A 16,739-nucleotide genomic window follows, 5' to 3' on the forward strand; every position below is an offset into this window, starting at 1 on the left:
TAATGATAATCATTTTCATTAACGGTAGGTACATGGGGCGGCCAGGAATCGACGATCATTATCGTTAGACTGATGGCGCTCCTTCACCCGGGCAGCAACACCAGGTGAGGCTCTGGCCGGCGGGTAGCCGAGGCGGGGAATACCTGCCCAGGTCGCCTGTAGATCACCCGAAGGCCAGCGCGGTCCCTTCGACAATTGCCCACACCAGCATGGTCAGCCCGGTGTCGCGCAGTACCGGAATCAGTGCGGCGCCGCCGAGCCCGGAGCGCACCGGGGCCGTGGCCCGCAGCGCCAGTGGCGTGGCGATCAACCCGGCCGCGCACCACGGGGTGGCCCGCATCAGGGCCAGCGTCAACACTCCGGCCAGCGCCACCAGCAGCTGAAACAGCAACCGGGTGCGGGCATCGCCGAGGCGTACCGCGAGGGTGATCTTGCCTGCTGGTTTGTCGGTGGCGATGTCACGCAGATTGTTGGCCACCAGCACCGCCGACGAGAGTGCACCGATGCCCACCGCCAGCGCGCCGCCGACCCAATCCACCCGCAGGGCCTGGGTGTATTGGGTGCCCAGCACCGCGACTAGACCGAAGAACACGAACACCGCGATCTCGCCGAAGCCGGCGTAGCCGTAGGGCCTCGACCCGCCGGTGTACAGCCAGGCCCCGGCGATGCAGGCCGCGCCCACAACCAGCAGCCACGGCGCGCTGACCAGGGCCAGCGCTAACCCGGCCAGTGCTCCGACCGACAGCGCGGCGATCGCTGCCGTGAGCACCGCGCGCGGACTCGCCAGCCGGGCGCCCACCAGGCGCACCGGGCCGGTCCGGTCGTCGTCGGTACCACGGATGCCGTCGGAGTAGTCGTTGGCGTAGTTCACCCCGACGATCAGCGCCAGCGCGACGGTCAGCGCCAGCAGCGCCTTCCACCACACCGCGGCGCCCAGCCATGCTGCCGCGCCGGTTCCGGCGATCACCGGAGCGATCGCGTTGGGCAGGGTGCGGGGACGAGCCCCCTCTATCCATTGTGCGAAGCTGGCCACCGCACGATCCTTGCATGCGGGAGGAGCGGACCTTGCTCGGCGTGATCGGCGGTAGCGGTTTCTACTCGTTCTTCGGCGACGATGCGCGTCGTGTCGGTTGCGACACCCCCTACGGGGCGCCCAGCGCGGAGATCACCATCGGTGCCGTCGGCGGCCACGAGGTGGCGTTTCTGCCGCGGCACGGGGCGGCTCACGAGTACTCGGCCCACACGGTGCCCTATCGGGCCAACATGTGGGCGTTGCGGACGCTGGGGGTGCGACGGATCCTCGCGCCCTGTGCGGTGGGCAGCCTGACCCCGGAACTGCCCCCTGGCTCGGTGGTGGTGCCCGATCAGCTGGTGGACCGTACCCGGGGCCGCGCCGACACCTACTTCGACGACGGCGGTGTGCACGTCGAGTTCGCCGACCCGTACTGCCCGACGTTGCGGACCGCGGTGACTGGCCTGCCCGATGTCGTCGACGGCGGGACCATGGTGGTGATCCAGGGGCCGCGATTTTCCACCCGCGCCGAAAGCCAATGGTTCGCTGCGGCGGGATTCCGACTGATCAACATGACCGGATATCCCGAATCGGTGCTGGCTCGTGAACTGGAAATGTGTTATGCCGCAGTAGCTCTGGTCACCGACTTGGATGCCGGTGTGGACGTCGGTAGTGGCGTGAAGGCCGTCGATGTGTTCGCGGAGTTCCAGAAGAACATCGAGCCCTTCAAAAAGCTGGTGCACGAAGCCATCGGGCAGATCGACGAAGAGCGGACCTGCACGCACTGCTTGCCGCACGAAGGCATTCAGTTGCCGTTCGAGCTGCCCTGAATCAACGGGGTGCGCTCAGAGGTGGGCGGCGGCGTACTCGGCGCCCTGCTCGGTCATTCCGTTGACGCCGTACGACGCGTGTGCGAGGGGCGGTCCGCCGGCCGGGGCGCCGTTGCAGATGGTGTCGCCGTCGGCGCAGAGCTCCAAGGCCTTGGACGCATACAGCGGACCGATCCGCACTGGTGGTGCGCCGTTGGGTGAAAGGAACTCAGCGGAGGGCGTGCCGAACAAGACGACCGCGGCCACGTGGTTGGCCACCGACGGCGGCATCGGCTGGGGAATGTAGGCGAGGTAGGCGGCAGGGACTTCCTTGGGAATCTCGGCCGATGTGGTGTAGCCGGCCAGCGCCGCACCTTGCGAGAAGCCGCCGAGCACGATTCGGGTGTTGGGGCAGTTCGCGGCGGTGTTCTCGATATGGTTGCCGGCATCTCGGATGCCGTCGACCACGGTGCGGGCGAAGTCGACGCCGCCACCTAAATCGCTGCTGGCCGCGTAGTTGACCGGATATACCGCGAAAGAGCGCTCACCCACCTTGGCCTGTAGGGCATCGACGAAGGATTGACCGATGCCGCCGACGCCGGGCGGCTCGCCGGTGCCGCGCGCGAACACCACCTCCACGTCGGGACAGGGCTGCGCCGAGACGGACGGGACGCCGGGGGCCACCAGTGCGGCACCGCCCATCACCAGAGTTGCACCCAGGTACCGGGGGAGGCGCCGTGCCTTCGTTGCGACCAGTGCAGTGGTGTACATCGTGACCTTCATTCGCATCGTCCACGTGCGCTCAGGAGCAGAAACGCAGTTTCGGCTACCCGCCGTCGGCGTCCGATAAACGACCTACGCCGCTTTCGCCCGCGGGGGCGACGGCGGGGGAGCCCGCTGACCGGAAGATGCGGGGGGTGCCGGGCTCGCCGGGCCTGGGGCGGTCGTCGGCGGGCACCGTCAGGCGTCCGACGACGATCGCCACCACCAGGCCGCACAGCGCAAGGCCGCACAGCACCACATCGAATGTGCTGGTGATCTGTTGCGCGAGTCCGTTGCCGTACACCGGGTTCGCCCATGCGCTGGCGCGCTGGGCTTCCGCGACTCGCGGCGCCAGGCCCACACCCACCACGACGCGGGCGATCGTGAAACCGAACAGGACGGCGCTCACCGACCAGACCGCCGCTGCCGGCACGGAGCGATTGCCCAAGTTAAGTCGTAGCCAGATCGCGATGACCGCGGTCACCACGTCGAAGGAGGCCATCGCAGCGCTGTCGTAGGGCGAATACGGCAAGTCCAGGCCGACCGCGACGCTGAGATCGACGATGCGCATAAGGACCGACCCAAGACTCCAGATCGCGATCAGCAACAACGTGTTCCGGGTGGCCCCCAGCCAGGTAGCCGCCGACGCGTCGCGCGCTGCCGCCACCGCGAACAGCGCCGCGGCGGCCACCCACACCAGGTAGCCCTCAAAGCCGACCCCGGCCGTGGAAGTGTTCTGCGCGATCCCGTGAAAGCCGTCGATGTCGCGGCCCACCGGCAGCACCCACACCAGGGTCCCGGCGATCAGAGCGGCCCCGCCGAGCAGGACAACGGCAAGCTGGGATGCCTTGTCGCGCTGCAGAACCCATCGCGAGGCGACGAGTACCGTGGCCCACGCCACCGCTCCGTACACCAGGGCGGTCGCAATGATCGCGACGTGCTGGCGGCCGAAGCCGGTCGTGGAGTGGGCATCCGGTAGGGCATAGCGCACCCGCCAATACAGGTTGAACAGCACGCTGCACGTGGCACCGAGGATCGATGCGTAGCCGAGCATCCGGACCGTGCGTCGCCACAGCCGCACCGGCCCGACCAGCACCGGTTGCGCGGCGAGCAACGCCCCTGCGGCGCCCAGCAACGCGCCCGGCCCCACGCCGCCGGGCGGCCGCGGGCTTCCGCCGTAGCGGACTGTCTGTACTACGTCGGCGGCCACCACGCCGACCAGCAACACCAGATACGGCGCGCTGAGCGATAGTCGCAGCCTTCCCGCGACGGCGGGATTGTTGGGCACACGCAAGATTCCCCAGGGCCCGACATAGGTCACGGCGAGCGCTGTCAGCGCGAGCACGGTGGCCACAGCCAGCGCGACGAACAGTTCGGGTTTGCCGGCCGGAATGCCGGCACCGAAGTACAGGCTCCACGGCAACGCCGGCGCCGCGAGCAGCAGGGCCGCAGCGGTCGCATCGCGGCCGATATTCCAGCCTCTGGTCGACTCGGCGATCACCTGCTCACCATAACCGCGGCAGGGGCATACGCCATTGAACTGCCACGATCGGTCCGCTCGGTGGTCGATCCGCGCGGCTAGACTGGCTAATCGAGTGGCCGCGGAAGGAGACGCGCAATGGATGTCGCGCTCGGGGTGTCGGTGAGCGGCGCGCTCGCCCGCTTGGCGCTCGTTGAATCGGACGCCTACGGCGATGCCGTGCTCGACGAGTCCATGCTCGATCTGACGCGCGATCCGGTCGAAACGTTGATCGAGACGGTGACCGGAACCCACCGCATGTTGGCCGAAGAGGGCCATCGGTTGGCTGCTACGCGACTGTGCTGGTCGGACTCGGCATTGATGGCGGACCTTCGCCGTGCCCTCGAGGATGCGGGAGTCGAAAACGTTTCCGAGCAGCCCCAGGCGCGCTCGGCAGTGGCGTTGGCGCGCAACGTCTCGGGCGAGGACGGCGAGACGACCTGGCTGCCTGCTCCGGCCGCCGACGCGACGATGGCTGCGCCGGCGGTGTCGGACGCCGGTGCCCCGGACGGAACGTCCACGGTGCTGGCCCCGGCAGTTGAGGGCGAACAGTCGGAACAGCAGCTGGCCTACTCGATGACTGACGATGACTCCGAACTGCTGCCGGTGGAGTACGCCGAGGGCGACTACGAAAGCTACGAGGGTTACGAGGGCTACGGCGACGATGACGCCGAAGCCGAGGAGCCGGCGGCGCCACCGCCGCCGGTGGGACGTGCACTGCTGGTAGGCAGCTCGGTCGGTGGGATTCTGGTGGCCGGGTGCGCGGCGTTGGCCGTGGCCGTGACGATAGGAATTCGCCCGACGGCTGCGTCCACGCCGTCGCAGCCTCCGGTGGTGGCGCAGCCGCCGCAGGCCCAGCCGGTGCCCGGCAACTTCATGCCGGTGCTGCCCGCCCCGAAGCCGGTCCGGTTGCCTGCTCTGCAGGAGCAGGCCCCTAATCCGGTTGTGGCCCCGGCTAACCCGGCTCCAGCGGTCGTTGCCCCGGCGCCGGTTGTTCCGGAACTTCCGGCTGCACCGGCACCCGTACCCGCGCCGCCCGCGGTCATTCCGTTCCCGATTCCGATCCCGATCATCACCGGGCCCGTTGGTGGCGGCGGCGGTTGGCTGCCCGGATCGGGCGGCAGTAGCAGCGGCGGTAGCGGGTCGGGTCGTGATCACGGCGGGGGCAATCATTCCGGCGGCGATACCGGTTCCGGTGGCACCGGAACCGGTGGCACTGGTTCGGGTGGCACTGGAACCGGTGGCACTGGGGGCAACGGTTCCGGCGAGACTGGTTCGGGTGGCACAGGCAGTAACGGCTCCGGTGGCACTGGTTCGGGCGGCACAGGTTCCGGCGATAACGGTTCCAGCGGCAATGGTTCCAGCGGCAGTGGTTCGGGCGGCACCGGCGGTAACCATTCCGGCGGCAGCGACTCGGGCGGCAACCATTCCGGGGGCAGCGGCGCGGGCGACGGCAGTTCTGGTGGCGCCGGGGGTAATTCCGACGGGTCCGGTGGCACGTCTGGCGGATCCGATGGCAGCGGTTCGGGCGGCACCGGAGCGGGAAGTGACTCGGGCGGATCCAGTTCGGGAGGATCCGGCAGTGATGCCGGTGGATCTAGCGGTGCGGGCTCGGGCACTTCCGGGTCGGGCAGCGGTAGTTCGGGCGGCTCAGGCAGCAGTGCGGGGGGCTCCGGGAGCAGCGGCTCCGGTGGCGCTTCTTCCGGTTCCGGCAGCAGCTCCAGCGGTTCTTCCGGCAGTTCCGGTGGTGGGTCTAGCTCCTCGGGTTCGAGTGGTGACTCCGGGGGAAGTTCTGCAGGCGGCTCGAGTGGTGGGTCGAGCGGTGGCTCAAGTGGCGGCGCTAGCGGCGGAGGTTCAAGCGGCGGCTCTGGTGGTGGATCGGGCGGCGGGTCAGGTGGCGGCTCGGGCGGCGGAGGCGACTGAGCCGCGGCCCTCGCCGTAGGTCAGGGCCTGACAAGCGCGACTATCGACTCCACCTGTTTGCGGTCTAACACAACCGTTGACCCATCAGGCAATCCGAGGATTCGGTCCGTCGCGATGCCGTGCAGTTTGATCCGCTTCACACAGTGGTCGATGGCCTGACGGCGCGCCTTCGCGTCCGGCGCATCCAGAACTTGCATCAGGTTCCTGCGCAAACTGGCCGCGAAACCCTGGATCATGTCGCCGACACCTTCGGGATCGAAAGTGTCAAAGACGCCGGCGTCCACGCCTTCGCTGATGACCTTGGTGAGCACTGGTCGGAACACGTCCTCCCAGGTCTCCACGATCTTGGCGAACAGCCCCCGATTGTGCGGCGCGAACAGGGCCGTCATCGCCGCGATCTGCTCGGGAGCCCCCGTCGCCATCTTCACGTCGTAGCTGGCCGCCAGCCCGTCATTGAGGCGTTCCAGTGCGCTCGTGCCCGGCTGATCGAAGACTGGACGCAACGCCTCCAATGCCGCGTTGGCACTGCGCTCAGCCAGCGCGATGACCAACGCATCTTTGGACGGAAAGTAGTGGTAGAAAGCGCCTTTCGGAATCCCTGTCACTGCGAGGAGCTCGTTGAGGCTGACGTTGTCGTAGCCGCGTTCAAGAAAGAGCGTCAGAGCCTGGTCGAGCAGCTCAGCCCGCCGAATCTCCCGGGGTTTCACGACACGGCGCATGACGGTATGGAATCAGTCGGACTTCTTCAGCCAGCCCACGTAGGTCAGGTATATGCCGCACACGGCAAGCAGTCCGAAGCCGGCCCGCACCGCACCGATGGCGCCACTCGATATGTCGGTGGCGGCTTCGGCTCCCTGCACGATCAACTGCGGCGCGGCGAGCAGGACCAATCCCCGCAGCAACAGGAACCACCCGAACAGCGAAATGACCGCCGCGGCAACGCTGCGCCAATACTGGTGAAACGCAATGATGAACAGCCCGCCGCCGAACAGCAGTGCGCCCAGGACCCACGGCCACATCGGGTCGGTCGAGAAGCTCGACAGCTGGTTTCCGATACTTCCGGCCCTGATCGCGACGATGGCGGGAACCACGGTGATGAACGGTCCCAGGACGCGCGCAAAGGAACGGGTGCGCTGCGCGGACGTGGTGGGTGTGTGCATAGTTGCGCCCCTTTCGCCAGCAACCGCGACACGGTTACTGTCAGCCCATTAGACCACTGGTCTATAAGTTAGGCCACTGGTCTAACGGGGCGCAATACCGTCGGCAGAAAACTGTTGTGCCAGTGCTTTTCGGTCCAGCTTGCCGATCCCGCGGTGGGGGAGTGCGGGCACGACATGCAACTCGCGTGGCGCAGCCGTGGTGTCCAGAGATTCGGCGACGTGGGCGCGTAACGCTTCCAGGGTCGGCGGCGTCGCACCGGCGACGACGACCGCGGCGACCACGCGCTGCCCTAACCGGTCGTCGTCGATCCCGAACACCGCGCACTCGGCCACCGCGGGATGAGTCGACAACACCGCCTCCACCGGACCCGGAAGCACCGTCAAGCCGCCGGTGCTGATCGCGTCGTCGGCGCGGCCAAGCACGGTCAGGCGCCCCGAGGAATCCAGGGCGCCAAGGTCATTGGTCGCAAACCAGCCTGGCTCCGCGAACGGGTCCGGTTCGACGGGATTGCGATAACCCCGTGCCAGGGTCGAACCACCGATCGCGATCCGCCCGTCGTCCCCGATGCGTAGCCGGACACCCGACAACGGCACCCCGTCATAGACGCAACCGCCGGCGGTCTCGCTCATGCCGTAGGTGCGCACCACCCGCACCCCGGCGGCCGCCGCAGCGGCCAGGATCGGTTGCGGCGCCGGGCCGCCGCCCAACAACACCGCGTCCAGCTCGGCCAGTGCGGCCGCGGCCGCGGGAACGGTCAGCGCCTTGGCCAGTTGGGTGGCGACCAGCGAGGTGTAGCGCCGGCCCGAACCGAGTGTCGCTACCGCCGCGGGCAGCCGCGTGACATCGAAACCCGTTGCGACATCGAGCTGCACGGGCGTGGTGCCGGACACCAGGCTGCGTACCAGCACCTGGATTCCGGCGATGTGGTGCGGGGGTAGCGCCAGCAGCCAACTGCCTGATCCGCCCAACCGGTCGTGGGTGGCGGTGGCGCTGGCTGCCAGTGACGTCCCGGTCAGCAGCGCGCCTTTGGGCACCCCGGTGGTTCCCGACGTCGCTACCACCAGTGCGATGTCATCGCCGATGGGATCGCCCACGCGCAGCGCGGTCAGGGCCGACGGCTCGGTGTCGGGGCCTACGGGCGTGAACGCGGGGTCGTGGCCGTCCAGAACGCCCTGCAAGGCGGGCAGGAGCGTGGCGAGGGCATCACCGGGTGGGATGGCCAGTGCACGCAGGCCTGCTATGGGTTTCCTCCGTTGGTGGGGGCGTCGTTGGTGGGAGCGTCGTCCAGCAGCCAGCCCTTTGCCGCCAACCGCTCTCGTACCCGTTCGACGTCCTCGGGAGCGGGCAGCTCGTTGGTCAAGCGGGCGATCAGCACCCCGATATCGATGCGGTCGAACTCGCCGCGGCCGATCAATTCACGGGCGACGTCTTTGACCTCGTCGTTGGTCAGGCGTCGCGACAGTAGCGCCAACAGCGGAACGTAGTCGTTCTGTGGCACACCATCGGGGTACCCGGCGCGCAGCCAGGTGACGATCGAGGTGAGAAATTTGTTCATACTGCGTCAACTTCCCCGCGCCGACACCGGAAGGAACATGTCAGCAGCAATATTACGTCTATTCAAGGCCGAACACGTCGTCCCAATTGCCCCAATTATCCCACTGCCAGCCGATGCGATGCTCGATGAAGTCGCGGGCGATGAACAACACGCCGGCCAGTACCACGGCGAGCAACAGCGCGAAGATCGTCCACCGCAGCAGGATCAATTCCCGGCGGTGCTCAGTCGGTCCATCGGCTGCGTCACCCAGGCGTACCCCGATGGCGAACAAGGCCGGCAGCGCGGTGCCGACCAGCAGGCCGAAGATCAGGATCTTGGCGGTGGCCACGTAGTCGAACCAGGTGCTCAAGGTATTCACGCACCGTCCCCCTCCGCGCCGATCTCGCGAGGCGAACTAGGGGTACTGGGTTGCGGTGCAATCACTTCGAGGCCATCGGTCATATGTGCACCCCAATCGGCAGTGACGTTGGTGTGATCGACCGGGACCTTGCGGGACTGCAGCCAGATGAGCGTAGCGACACCCACCAGCAGCACCAGTCCGGTGATGGTGCCGGGGTAGCCGCCGATGCGGTGGATCAGTTGGTAGGTGCCCGCGCCGATGGCCCCGGCCAGCGGCAGGGTGATCACCCAGGCGGTCGCCATCCGGCGGGCGACTCCCCAGCGCACGTTGGCCCCGGGCTTCCCCAGGCCCGAACCCAACACCGATCCCGTCACCACTTGGGTGGTCGATAACGAGTAGCCGAAGTGGCTGGACAGCAAAATGATGGCCGCCGAGGATGATTCGGCGGCCATGCCCTGAGGGGATTCGATCTCGACGAGCCCCTTGCCCAGGGTGCGGATGACTCGCCATCCACCGAAATAGGTGCCGGCAGCCATCGCCACCGCACACGACACGATCACCCACAGTGGCGGTGTGACGTCGGTCTTGTAAGCCGCGCCGTAGGAGATCAGTGCGAGGAAGATCACGCCCATGGTCTTCTGGGCATCGTTGGTGCCGTGCGCCAGAGACATCAGGGCGGCAGAGAACACTTGACCCCGGCGGAAGTCTCGCAGGGTGCGCCCATGGGGGACTCCCCGTGTCAGCCGGTAGACCAGCCAGGTTCCGACGGTAGCCACCAGGGTCGCGGCGAGCACGGCGATCACCGTCGGCACCAGCACCTTCGAGACCACCCCGGGCCAACGCACCCCGGCCGTGCCGGCCGCGGCCAGCATGGCCCCCACCACGCCGCCGATCAGGGCGTGCGAGGAACTCGACGGGATGCCGAACAACCAGGTCGCCAGATTCCAGACGATGCCGCCGACCAAGCCGGCGAACATGACTTCCAGCGTCACCAGGTTGGTGACCACCAGATCCTTCGCCACCGTGGCCGCCACTTGGGTCGACATGAACGCGCCGACAAGGTTGAGCGTGGCGCAGAGCGTCACCGCGGTCTTCGGCTTGAGCGCACCGCTGGCGATTCCGGTGGCGACAGCGTTGCCGGTGTCATGGAAGCCGTTGGTGAAGTCGAAAGCCAGGGCGGTGATCACGACCGTGATCAACAGGAACAGCTCCAAGGTCACCGTGCGGATTTTTGCAGTCGCACGCCTGCCTTGTCGAACCGGGTTAGGCGGGCTTGGCTCCGAGCAGGTACCAGCCCAGGTGGTGGCTCAAGAAGTCGCGGGCGATGAAGAGCACACCGACGACTGCCACGGCCAGCACTAGTAGGAAGATCGCCCAGCTCAGTGCGAGCAGCAGCGGCCGGCGTGCGTCGGCCGTGCCGCCGGCGACCGCGGGGACGCTGTTACCTGCCACGTTGACCCGCACCCCGACCGCGAACAGTGCCGGCAATAACCCGCCGACCAGCAGTCCGAAAACCAGGATTTTCAGGGTGGCTGCGAGGTTGAACCACTGACTCATGACCGAATGACCTCACGTGAATTGGGGTCGTCGGTGGAGACGACAGTCAACTTGGCTCCCTCATGGCCGGCGTCGAATGCTGACCGCAGGGCGTTCTCGACTTCGCGGCCCGCTTCTTCGGGCTGCACGCCGGGGGCATCGAGACCGCCGGTGAGGGTGCCGTCCCATTCGGCGTTGACGTTGTTGTGGTCGATGCGCGCCCGCCGCGACCGCAGCCAGATCGCCAGGACCGCGGTGATCAGCAGCACCACGCCGATGATGATCCCGGGGTAGCCGCCGATACCGTGCACCAGGCCGTACGCGCCCGAGCCGACCCCGCCGGCCATCGGTAGCGTCACCAGCCAGGCGGCCGCCATCCGTCCGGCCACACCCCAGCGCACCTGCGCGCCCGGCTTGCCGACGCCGCTGCCCAGCACCGACCCGGTGGCGACCTGGGTGGTCGACAGCGAGTAGCCGAAGTGGCTGGAGAGCAGGATGACCGAGGCGGCGGCCGACTCAGCAGCCATGCCCTGCGGAGACTTGATCTCGACGAGGCCCTTGCCCAGGGTCCGGATGACGCGCCAGCCGCCGGTGTACGTGCCGGCCGACATGGCCAGCGCGCAGCTGACGATCACCCACAGCGGCGGCAGCGTCGCCGAGGTACTCACCGCGCCGTAGGACATCAGTGCGAGGAAGATCACGCCCATGGTCTTCTGCGCGTCGTTGGTGCCGTGCGCCAGCGACACCAGCGCTGCCGAGCCGATCTGACCGTGCCGGAACACCTTCTCGGACTTCTTCTCGTCGACGCCGCGGGTGATGCGGTAGACCAGCCAGGTACCGACCGAGGCGATCAAGGTTGCGACCACAGTCGCCACCACCGCCGGGACCAGCACTTTGGAGACCACCCCGCTCCAGTTCACCCCGTGTCCGCCGACCGCGGCGATCATCGCGCCCACGATGCCGCCGATCAGGGCGTGCGAGGAGCTCGACGGGATACCGAGCAGCCAGGTGAGCAGGTTCCACACGATGCCGCCGACCAGGCCGGCGAAGACGATCTCCAGGGTCACCAGGTTGGCGTCGACCAGACCTTTGGCGATCGTGGCGGCGACTGCGGTCGACAGAAAGGCGCCGACCAGGTTGAGGCAGGCCGACATGCCGACCGCTGCCTTGGGCTTGAGCGCACCGCTGGCGATCGACGTCGCCATCGCGTTGCCGGTGTCATGGAATCCGTTGGTGAAATCGAAGGCCAAAGCCGTGATCACCACAATGATTAGCAGGAGCAGTTCAAGGCTCACGGGAGCATCACGGCATTGATTCTGAGGCTTGCGCGGCGCCGTTGTCTAACGATCGTGCAGGCGAAACGCCGGTGTACGTCCAGACGTATCAAAGTGTTTCCCCGTCGTTAACCTCAGGACCTCGAGCGTTCGTCTTGGCGGCTGTCTCGGCGTAGTGGGTGACCTGCGGGAACCTCCACGAAAATGAGGGTGAGGCCGTCGGGATCGGTGACGTGCATCTCATGCAACCCCCAGGGTTCCTGACGGGCGGGCCGGGCGATCGGCACGCCGCGGCTCTGCAGCTCGGCCTGGGTGGCGGCGACGTCGCGCACCTGCAGCCACAGCGCCCCAGGGAAGTTCGCGCCCGCGTGTTCGGGGTTGCCGTGCCCGGCGACTTCGATCAGCGACTGTCCGGCGTAGAAGACCATTCCCGCGCCGTAGTCGCGGGCGATCGCCAGCCCGATCTCGTCGCGATAGAACCGCAGTGAGCGTTGATAGTCCGCCGGACGGAGCAGCACCCGGCTGGCGAGAATCTCCATCAGTCCTCGACCGGCTCGATCCGGTTCCGCTTGACGATGGCGGTGGCCCAGCCGGCGTTGAGGTTGTCCAGTGCACGAAACGCCAGCGCCAGGCGCGGCGCGATGCGGATCGGGCGGTATTTGGCCGCGTCGATCATCCACGCGCCGGCCTCCTGCGCGGTGAGCCCCGGCTTGCCCTGGAACGCCGCGGTGGGCGCGATCATCGGGGTCTTCACCAGCGGGTAGTACAGCGTGGTGGACTGCACGCCGTAGCGGGCCCACTCGCTGTCGATGACCCGGCTGACCGCGCTCAGTGCGGACTTGGAGCCGTTGTATACGCCGAACAGTGGCGAGGAGTCGGTGAACACGCCCCAGGTGGCGACGTTGATGATGTGGCCGTCGCCGCGCTCGCGCATCGCCGGGGCGAAGCCGCGAATCAGCCGCAGCGGCGAGTAGTAGTTCAGCTGCATGGTCCGCTCGACGTCGTGCCAGCGGTCCAGGGATTCGGCCAGCGGACGGCGGATGGAGCGCCCGGCATTGTTGACCAGGATGTCCACCCCGCCGAACCGCTCGTCGACGTCCTTGACCAGCTGGTCGATCGCCGCGAGGTCGGACAGGTCGCACGCGATGGCGTGGGCGGTGCCACCGGCGGCGGGGATCCGCTGGACCAGTGCGTCGAGGTTTTCCTGGCGACGGGCCACCGCGATCACGGTGGCGCCCGCTGCCCCGAACTGTTCGGCGCCGGCCTCCCCGATGCCCGAGGACGCCCCGGTCACCAGCACCCGCTTGCCGGTCAGGTCGATGGTCTTGGCGCCGGGCCGGTGCATCAGCTGCGCGGCGACGGGCGGGCGCATGGTGGCGAGCGTGATCTGGTCGGACAACCGGCGTAGCGGACTGCGGCTCATGGTTAGCCAGTCTATGCGGGGGGCCGGGGATCCCTAGCCTCAGTAGTACCGGGGGAAGGGGCTCCAGTCCGGATCACGCTTCTCCAGGAAGGAATCCCGGCCCTCGACGGCCTCGTCGGTCATATAGGCCAGCCGGGTCGCTTCACCGGCGAACAGCTGCTGGCCCACCAGCCCGTCGTCGAGCAGATTGAAAGCGAACTTCAACATGCGTTGCGCCTGAGGCGATTTGCCGTTGATCTCCTTGGCCCACTGCACGCCGGTGGCTTCCAGCTCGGCGTGGTCGACGACTTCGTTGACCGCGCCCATCTGGTGCATCTGCTCGGCGGTGTAGGTCCGGCCCAGGAAGAAGATCTCGCGGGCGAACTTCTGGCCCACCTGCCGGGCCAGATAGGCGCTGCCGTACCCGCCGTCGAAGCTGCCCACGTCGGCGTCGGTCTGCTTGAACTTCGCGTGCTCGCGGCTGGCCAGGGTCAGATCGCACACCACGTGCAGGCTGTGCCCGCCGCCGGCTGCCCAGCCGTTGACCAGGCAGATCACCGGTTTGGGCATGAACCGGATCAGCCGCTGCACCTCCAGGATGTGCAGCCGCCCGGCCCGGGCGATGTCGACGGTGTCGGCGGTTTCCCCGGAGGCGTACTGGTAGCCACTGCGGCCGCGGATGCGCTGATCCCCGCCGGAGCAGAACGCCCAGCCGCCGTCCTTGGGCGCCGGTCCGTTACCGGTCAGCAGCACCACGCCCACGTCCGGAGACATCCGGGCATGGTCCAGCGCCTGGTACAGCTCGTCGACGGTGTGCGGGCGAAACGCGTTGCGCACCTCGGGACGGTTGAACGCCACCCGCACCGTCGCGTCGGTGACGTGGCGGTGATAGGTGATGTCGGTCAGGTCGGCGAAGCCGTCGACAGTGCGCCAGATGCTCTGGTCAAAAGGGTTGCTGCTCACGCCTGCGACCGTACCGGGGCGGCGCAGTCAGGTTGCCGGAGCTTGCCGGAACGCTTCGCGCAGACTCGCGGCATAGTCCGGCCCCTGCCCGGGGGCGGTGATCGCATCCAGCCGGGCGACGGCGTCGTCGCTGAGCACGATGTCGGCCACCTTCATGTTCTCTTCCAGGTGCCCGATCGACCCGGTGCCGGGGATCAGCAGGGTGTTCGCCGAGGTGGTTAGCAGCCAGGCCAGCCCGATCTGGGCCGGGGTGACGCCGGCTTCGTCAGCGATCTCGCGGACGACGGCGTTGTCGCTGACCTTGGGGAAGCCGGGGAACGCCGAGCCGAGCGGGAAGTACGGCACCCAGGCGATGCCTTCGTCGGCGCAGAAGTCGAGCGCGTCCTCCTGGGTGCGGTCGAGCAGACTGTAGGCGTTCTGCACGCACACGATCCCGGCCGGCAACGCCCGCTGCAGCACCTCCAGTCCCACGCTGCTGATACCGATCGCGGCGATCTTGCCCTCGTCGCGCAACGCGATCATCTCGGCCAGCTGGTCATCGAGGTCGACGTTCTGATCGCCCTCGGGCGCCGCCGCGGGACCGAGGTCATAACGCCGCAGGTTGACCACCGGGACGGTGTCCAGGCCCAGTTGGCGAAGATCGTTCTCGACCGCGGCGCGCAGCTCGGCGGGCTTCTGGGCGGCGGTCAGCGGCACCGGGCCGACGCCGGTGTAGGCGGCGCCGACCTTGCTGACGATGACCAGCTCGTCGCGGTACGGCGCCAGTGCCTTGCGGATGCGGTGGTTGACCTCGCCGCCGCCGTAGAAGGACGCGGTGTCGATGTGGTTGACACCCAACTCGACCGCGCGGCGCAGGACCGCGATGGCGTCGTCGGTCGAGACTTTCTCGTCGAGCTGCATGGCGCCGTAGCCGACACGGGCCACGAACGGTGTGCCGATGCGACCGAGGCCGCCGGGTGAGAGTTGGTCTGTCATGGTGCTCCTCGTGAGACACTGGTAGAGATGCGGAGGACCCTCCGCTTAGACAGCGTAGCAGAAACGGAGGTTCCTCCGCTTTGGTTGGGAGATCCGATGCCCGCCGCAACCGGGAGCGGCTGTTGTCGGCTGCCGCCGCCGCGTTCGGTGCCTCCGACGGGAGTCCGGTTCCGCTGGAGTCGGTCGCCCGTGATGCCGGTGTCGGTATCGGCACGCTCTACCGTCACTTCCCCAATCGCGAGGCGCTGGTCGAGGCCGTGTACCGCGCCGAACTGGGCGACGTCGCGGCCGTCGCCGAACAACTGCTCACCCGCCACCCCCCGAAGGTCGCGCTACGGCGCTGGATGGATCGCTACGCCGGCTTCGTCGCCGCCAAGCGGGGGATGGCCGAGTCGTTGCGTGTCATCGTCGAGTCCGGCGCGATGCAGCCCAACGAGACCCGCGAGCGCATCGTCGGCGCCGTCGACCTGGTGCTGCGGGCCGGCGCGCAGGACGGCAGTCTGCGCGCTGATGTGCGCGCCGACGACGTCGTGTCGAGCCTGATCGGCATCTTTTTGACCAGCGGCTCGTCCGAGCAGACCGGGCGCCTGCTGGATCTGTTGGTCGCCGGAGTGGCCGCCACCGGCTGATCAAGCTGTCTACGGTGGAGACGATGACCATCGACGTGTGGATGCAGCAGCCGACCCGGCGGTTCCTCGACCATGACATGTTGGCGTCGCTGCGACGCTGGACTGGCGGGGCCATGCCCGACGATGAGATCCCCATCGAGGCCACCGTGTCGGCGATGGACACCGCAGGTGTGGATTTCGGGCTGCTCAGTGCGTGGCGTGGTCCCAACGGCATGGACCTGGTCTCCAACGAGGAAGTTGCCGGCTGGGTCCGAGCGCACCCGAACCGGTTCGCAGGCCTGGCCACCGTCGACCTGGATCGCCCGATGGAAGCCGTCCGTGAACTGCGGCGCCGGGTCCGCGACGACGGATTCGTCGGCCTGCGGGTGGTGCCTTGGCTGTGGAATGCACCGCCGACCGATCGGCGCTACTACCCGCTGTTCGCCGAGTGCGTGGAACTCGGCGTGCCGTTCTGCACTCAGGTCGGGCACACCGGCCCACTGCGACCGTCGGAGACCGGGCGTCCGATTCCCTACATCGACCAAGTGGCACTGGACTTTCCGGAGCTCACCATCGTGTGCGGACACGTCGGCTATCCGTGGACCGAGGAGATGGTCGCGGTAGCCCGCAAGCACGAGAACGTCTATATCGACACCTCGGCCTACACCACCAAGCGGCTGCCGGATGAGCTGATCCGGTTCATGCGTACCCGAACCGGGCAGCGAAAAGTGTTGTTCGGCACCAACTATCCGATGATCATGCCCGGCCATGCGCTCGACGGTCTTGACGAGCTAGGGCTCGACGATGCGGCGCACGCGGATTACCTGCACGGGAATGCCGAGCGGGTGTTCAAGTTGGGTGGTGGGTAGCAGGGGGGTAGCCCGCAGCCAATCGGCCTGC

19 protein-coding genes are annotated in these 16,739 nt (G+C 67.7%); 4 read left to right on the plus strand and 15 right to left on the minus strand.

Features of this window, described 5'->3' with window-relative positions:
* Window positions 1–163 precede the first annotated feature (163 nt).
* Window positions 164–1,033 carry a 1,4-dihydroxy-2-naphthoate polyprenyltransferase gene (locus BN4346_RS24270; RefSeq protein WP_067966832.1) on the minus strand — a complete coding sequence of 290 codons (870 nt, stop codon included), beginning with the start codon at window positions 1,031–1,033 and terminating at the stop codon, window positions 164–166.
* A 14-nt stretch (window positions 1,034–1,047) separates the two neighbouring features.
* Here BN4346_RS24270 and BN4346_RS24275 point away from each other — a divergent pair, with 14 nt between their 5' ends.
* Window positions 1,048–1,842 (plus strand): S-methyl-5'-thioadenosine phosphorylase, encoded by a 795-nt coding sequence (locus tag BN4346_RS24275; protein WP_096867432.1) that lies wholly within the window; start codon window positions 1,048–1,050, stop codon window positions 1,840–1,842.
* Window positions 1,843–1,857: 15 nt separating this feature from the next.
* Here the strand turns inward: BN4346_RS24275 and BN4346_RS24280 are convergent, their stop codons facing one another.
* Both BN4346_RS24280 and BN4346_RS24285 read right to left on the minus strand, forming a co-directional pair.
* Window positions 1,858–2,604, minus strand: a complete 747-nt coding sequence (locus BN4346_RS24280) for a cutinase family protein (RefSeq protein WP_407695040.1) — start codon at window positions 2,602–2,604, stop codon at window positions 1,858–1,860.
* A gap of 43 nt (window positions 2,605–2,647) precedes the next feature.
* Window positions 2,648–4,084: a DUF7937 domain-containing protein gene (locus BN4346_RS24285; RefSeq protein WP_067966836.1), complete on the minus strand. Its 1,437-nt coding sequence runs from the start codon at window positions 4,082–4,084 to the stop codon at window positions 2,648–2,650.
* Window positions 4,085–4,201: 117 nt separating this feature from the next.
* Between BN4346_RS24285 and BN4346_RS48375 the strand changes: the two genes are divergently transcribed.
* Window positions 4,202–6,025 carry a hypothetical protein gene (locus BN4346_RS48375; RefSeq protein ID WP_067966839.1) on the plus strand — a complete coding sequence of 608 codons (1,824 nt, stop codon included), beginning with the start codon at window positions 4,202–4,204 and terminating at the stop codon, window positions 6,023–6,025.
* A gap of 20 nt (window positions 6,026–6,045) precedes the next feature.
* Here BN4346_RS48375 and BN4346_RS24295 read toward each other — a convergent pair whose 3' ends face one another.
* The 12 genes from BN4346_RS24295 to BN4346_RS24350 all read right to left on the minus strand — a co-directional run bounded on the left by BN4346_RS24295 (window position 6,046) and on the right by BN4346_RS24350 (window position 15,231).
* A complete protein-coding gene (locus BN4346_RS24295) occupies window positions 6,046–6,744 on the minus strand; it encodes a TetR/AcrR family transcriptional regulator (protein ID WP_067966844.1) in 699 nt (232 codons plus the stop codon).
* Window positions 6,745–6,756: 12 nt separating this feature from the next.
* Window positions 6,757–7,185 carry a hypothetical protein gene (locus BN4346_RS24300; protein ID WP_067966847.1) on the minus strand — a complete coding sequence of 143 codons (429 nt, stop codon included), beginning with the start codon at window positions 7,183–7,185 and terminating at the stop codon, window positions 6,757–6,759.
* Window positions 7,186–7,266: 81 nt separating this feature from the next.
* Entirely contained in the window at window positions 7,267–8,373 is a 1,107-nt protein-coding gene (menE, locus tag BN4346_RS24305; RefSeq protein ID WP_407695119.1) for an o-succinylbenzoate--CoA ligase, read from the minus strand.
* A 50-nt stretch (window positions 8,374–8,423) separates the two neighbouring features.
* On the minus strand, window positions 8,424–8,741 hold the full coding sequence (locus BN4346_RS24310) for a DUF3349 domain-containing protein (protein ID WP_067966854.1): 318 nt from the start codon (window positions 8,739–8,741) through the stop codon (window positions 8,424–8,426).
* Between the two features lie 58 nt (window positions 8,742–8,799).
* The gene (locus BN4346_RS24315) at window positions 8,800–9,090 is read right to left on the minus strand and encodes a hypothetical protein (RefSeq protein WP_067967523.1); all 291 of its coding nucleotides are present in this window, start codon (window positions 9,088–9,090) and stop codon (window positions 8,800–8,802) included.
* A 5-nt stretch (window positions 9,091–9,095) separates the two neighbouring features.
* The gene (locus BN4346_RS24320; protein WP_067966859.1) at window positions 9,096–10,301 is read right to left on the minus strand and encodes an inorganic phosphate transporter; all 1,206 of its coding nucleotides are present in this window, start codon (window positions 10,299–10,301) and stop codon (window positions 9,096–9,098) included.
* Window positions 10,302–10,344: 43 nt separating this feature from the next.
* Window positions 10,345–10,638 (minus strand): hypothetical protein, encoded by a 294-nt coding sequence (locus BN4346_RS24325; RefSeq protein ID WP_067966861.1) that lies wholly within the window; start codon window positions 10,636–10,638, stop codon window positions 10,345–10,347.
* A complete protein-coding gene (locus BN4346_RS24330; protein ID WP_067966864.1) occupies window positions 10,635–11,912 on the minus strand; it encodes an inorganic phosphate transporter in 1,278 nt (425 codons plus the stop codon). The genes BN4346_RS24325 and BN4346_RS24330 overlap by 4 nt, the downstream gene beginning before the upstream one ends.
* Before the next feature lie 113 nt (window positions 11,913–12,025).
* On the minus strand, window positions 12,026–12,430 hold the full coding sequence (locus tag BN4346_RS24335; protein ID WP_067966867.1) for a VOC family protein: 405 nt from the start codon (window positions 12,428–12,430) through the stop codon (window positions 12,026–12,028).
* Complete coding sequence (locus BN4346_RS24340; protein WP_067966870.1) at window positions 12,430–13,314, minus strand: SDR family oxidoreductase; 885 nt, start codon at window positions 13,312–13,314, stop codon at window positions 12,430–12,432. Before BN4346_RS24340 ends, BN4346_RS24335 begins: the two co-directional genes overlap by 1 nt.
* Window positions 13,315–13,353: 39 nt before the next feature.
* A complete protein-coding gene (locus BN4346_RS24345; RefSeq protein WP_067966873.1) occupies window positions 13,354–14,256 on the minus strand; it encodes a 1,4-dihydroxy-2-naphthoyl-CoA synthase in 903 nt (300 codons plus the stop codon).
* A 27-nt stretch (window positions 14,257–14,283) separates the two neighbouring features.
* Window positions 14,284–15,231: an aldo/keto reductase gene (locus BN4346_RS24350; protein ID WP_067966877.1), complete on the minus strand. Its 948-nt coding sequence runs from the start codon at window positions 15,229–15,231 to the stop codon at window positions 14,284–14,286.
* A gap of 80 nt (window positions 15,232–15,311) precedes the next feature.
* Between BN4346_RS24350 and BN4346_RS24355 the strand changes: the two genes are divergently transcribed.
* Together BN4346_RS24355 and BN4346_RS24360 are read left to right on the plus strand one after the other, a co-directional pair.
* Window positions 15,312–15,860 (plus strand): TetR/AcrR family transcriptional regulator, encoded by a 549-nt coding sequence (locus tag BN4346_RS24355; RefSeq protein WP_067966882.1) that lies wholly within the window; start codon window positions 15,312–15,314, stop codon window positions 15,858–15,860.
* A 23-nt stretch (window positions 15,861–15,883) separates the two neighbouring features.
* Window positions 15,884–16,708, plus strand: a complete 825-nt coding sequence (locus tag BN4346_RS24360; RefSeq protein ID WP_067967527.1) for an amidohydrolase family protein — start codon at window positions 15,884–15,886, stop codon at window positions 16,706–16,708.
* The last annotated feature ends 31 nt before the right edge of the window (window positions 16,709–16,739 follow it).

The organism is Mycolicibacter icosiumassiliensis (assembly GCF_900078685.2).
Lineage (GTDB): Bacteria > Actinomycetota > Actinomycetes > Mycobacteriales > Mycobacteriaceae > Mycobacterium > Mycobacterium icosiumassiliensis.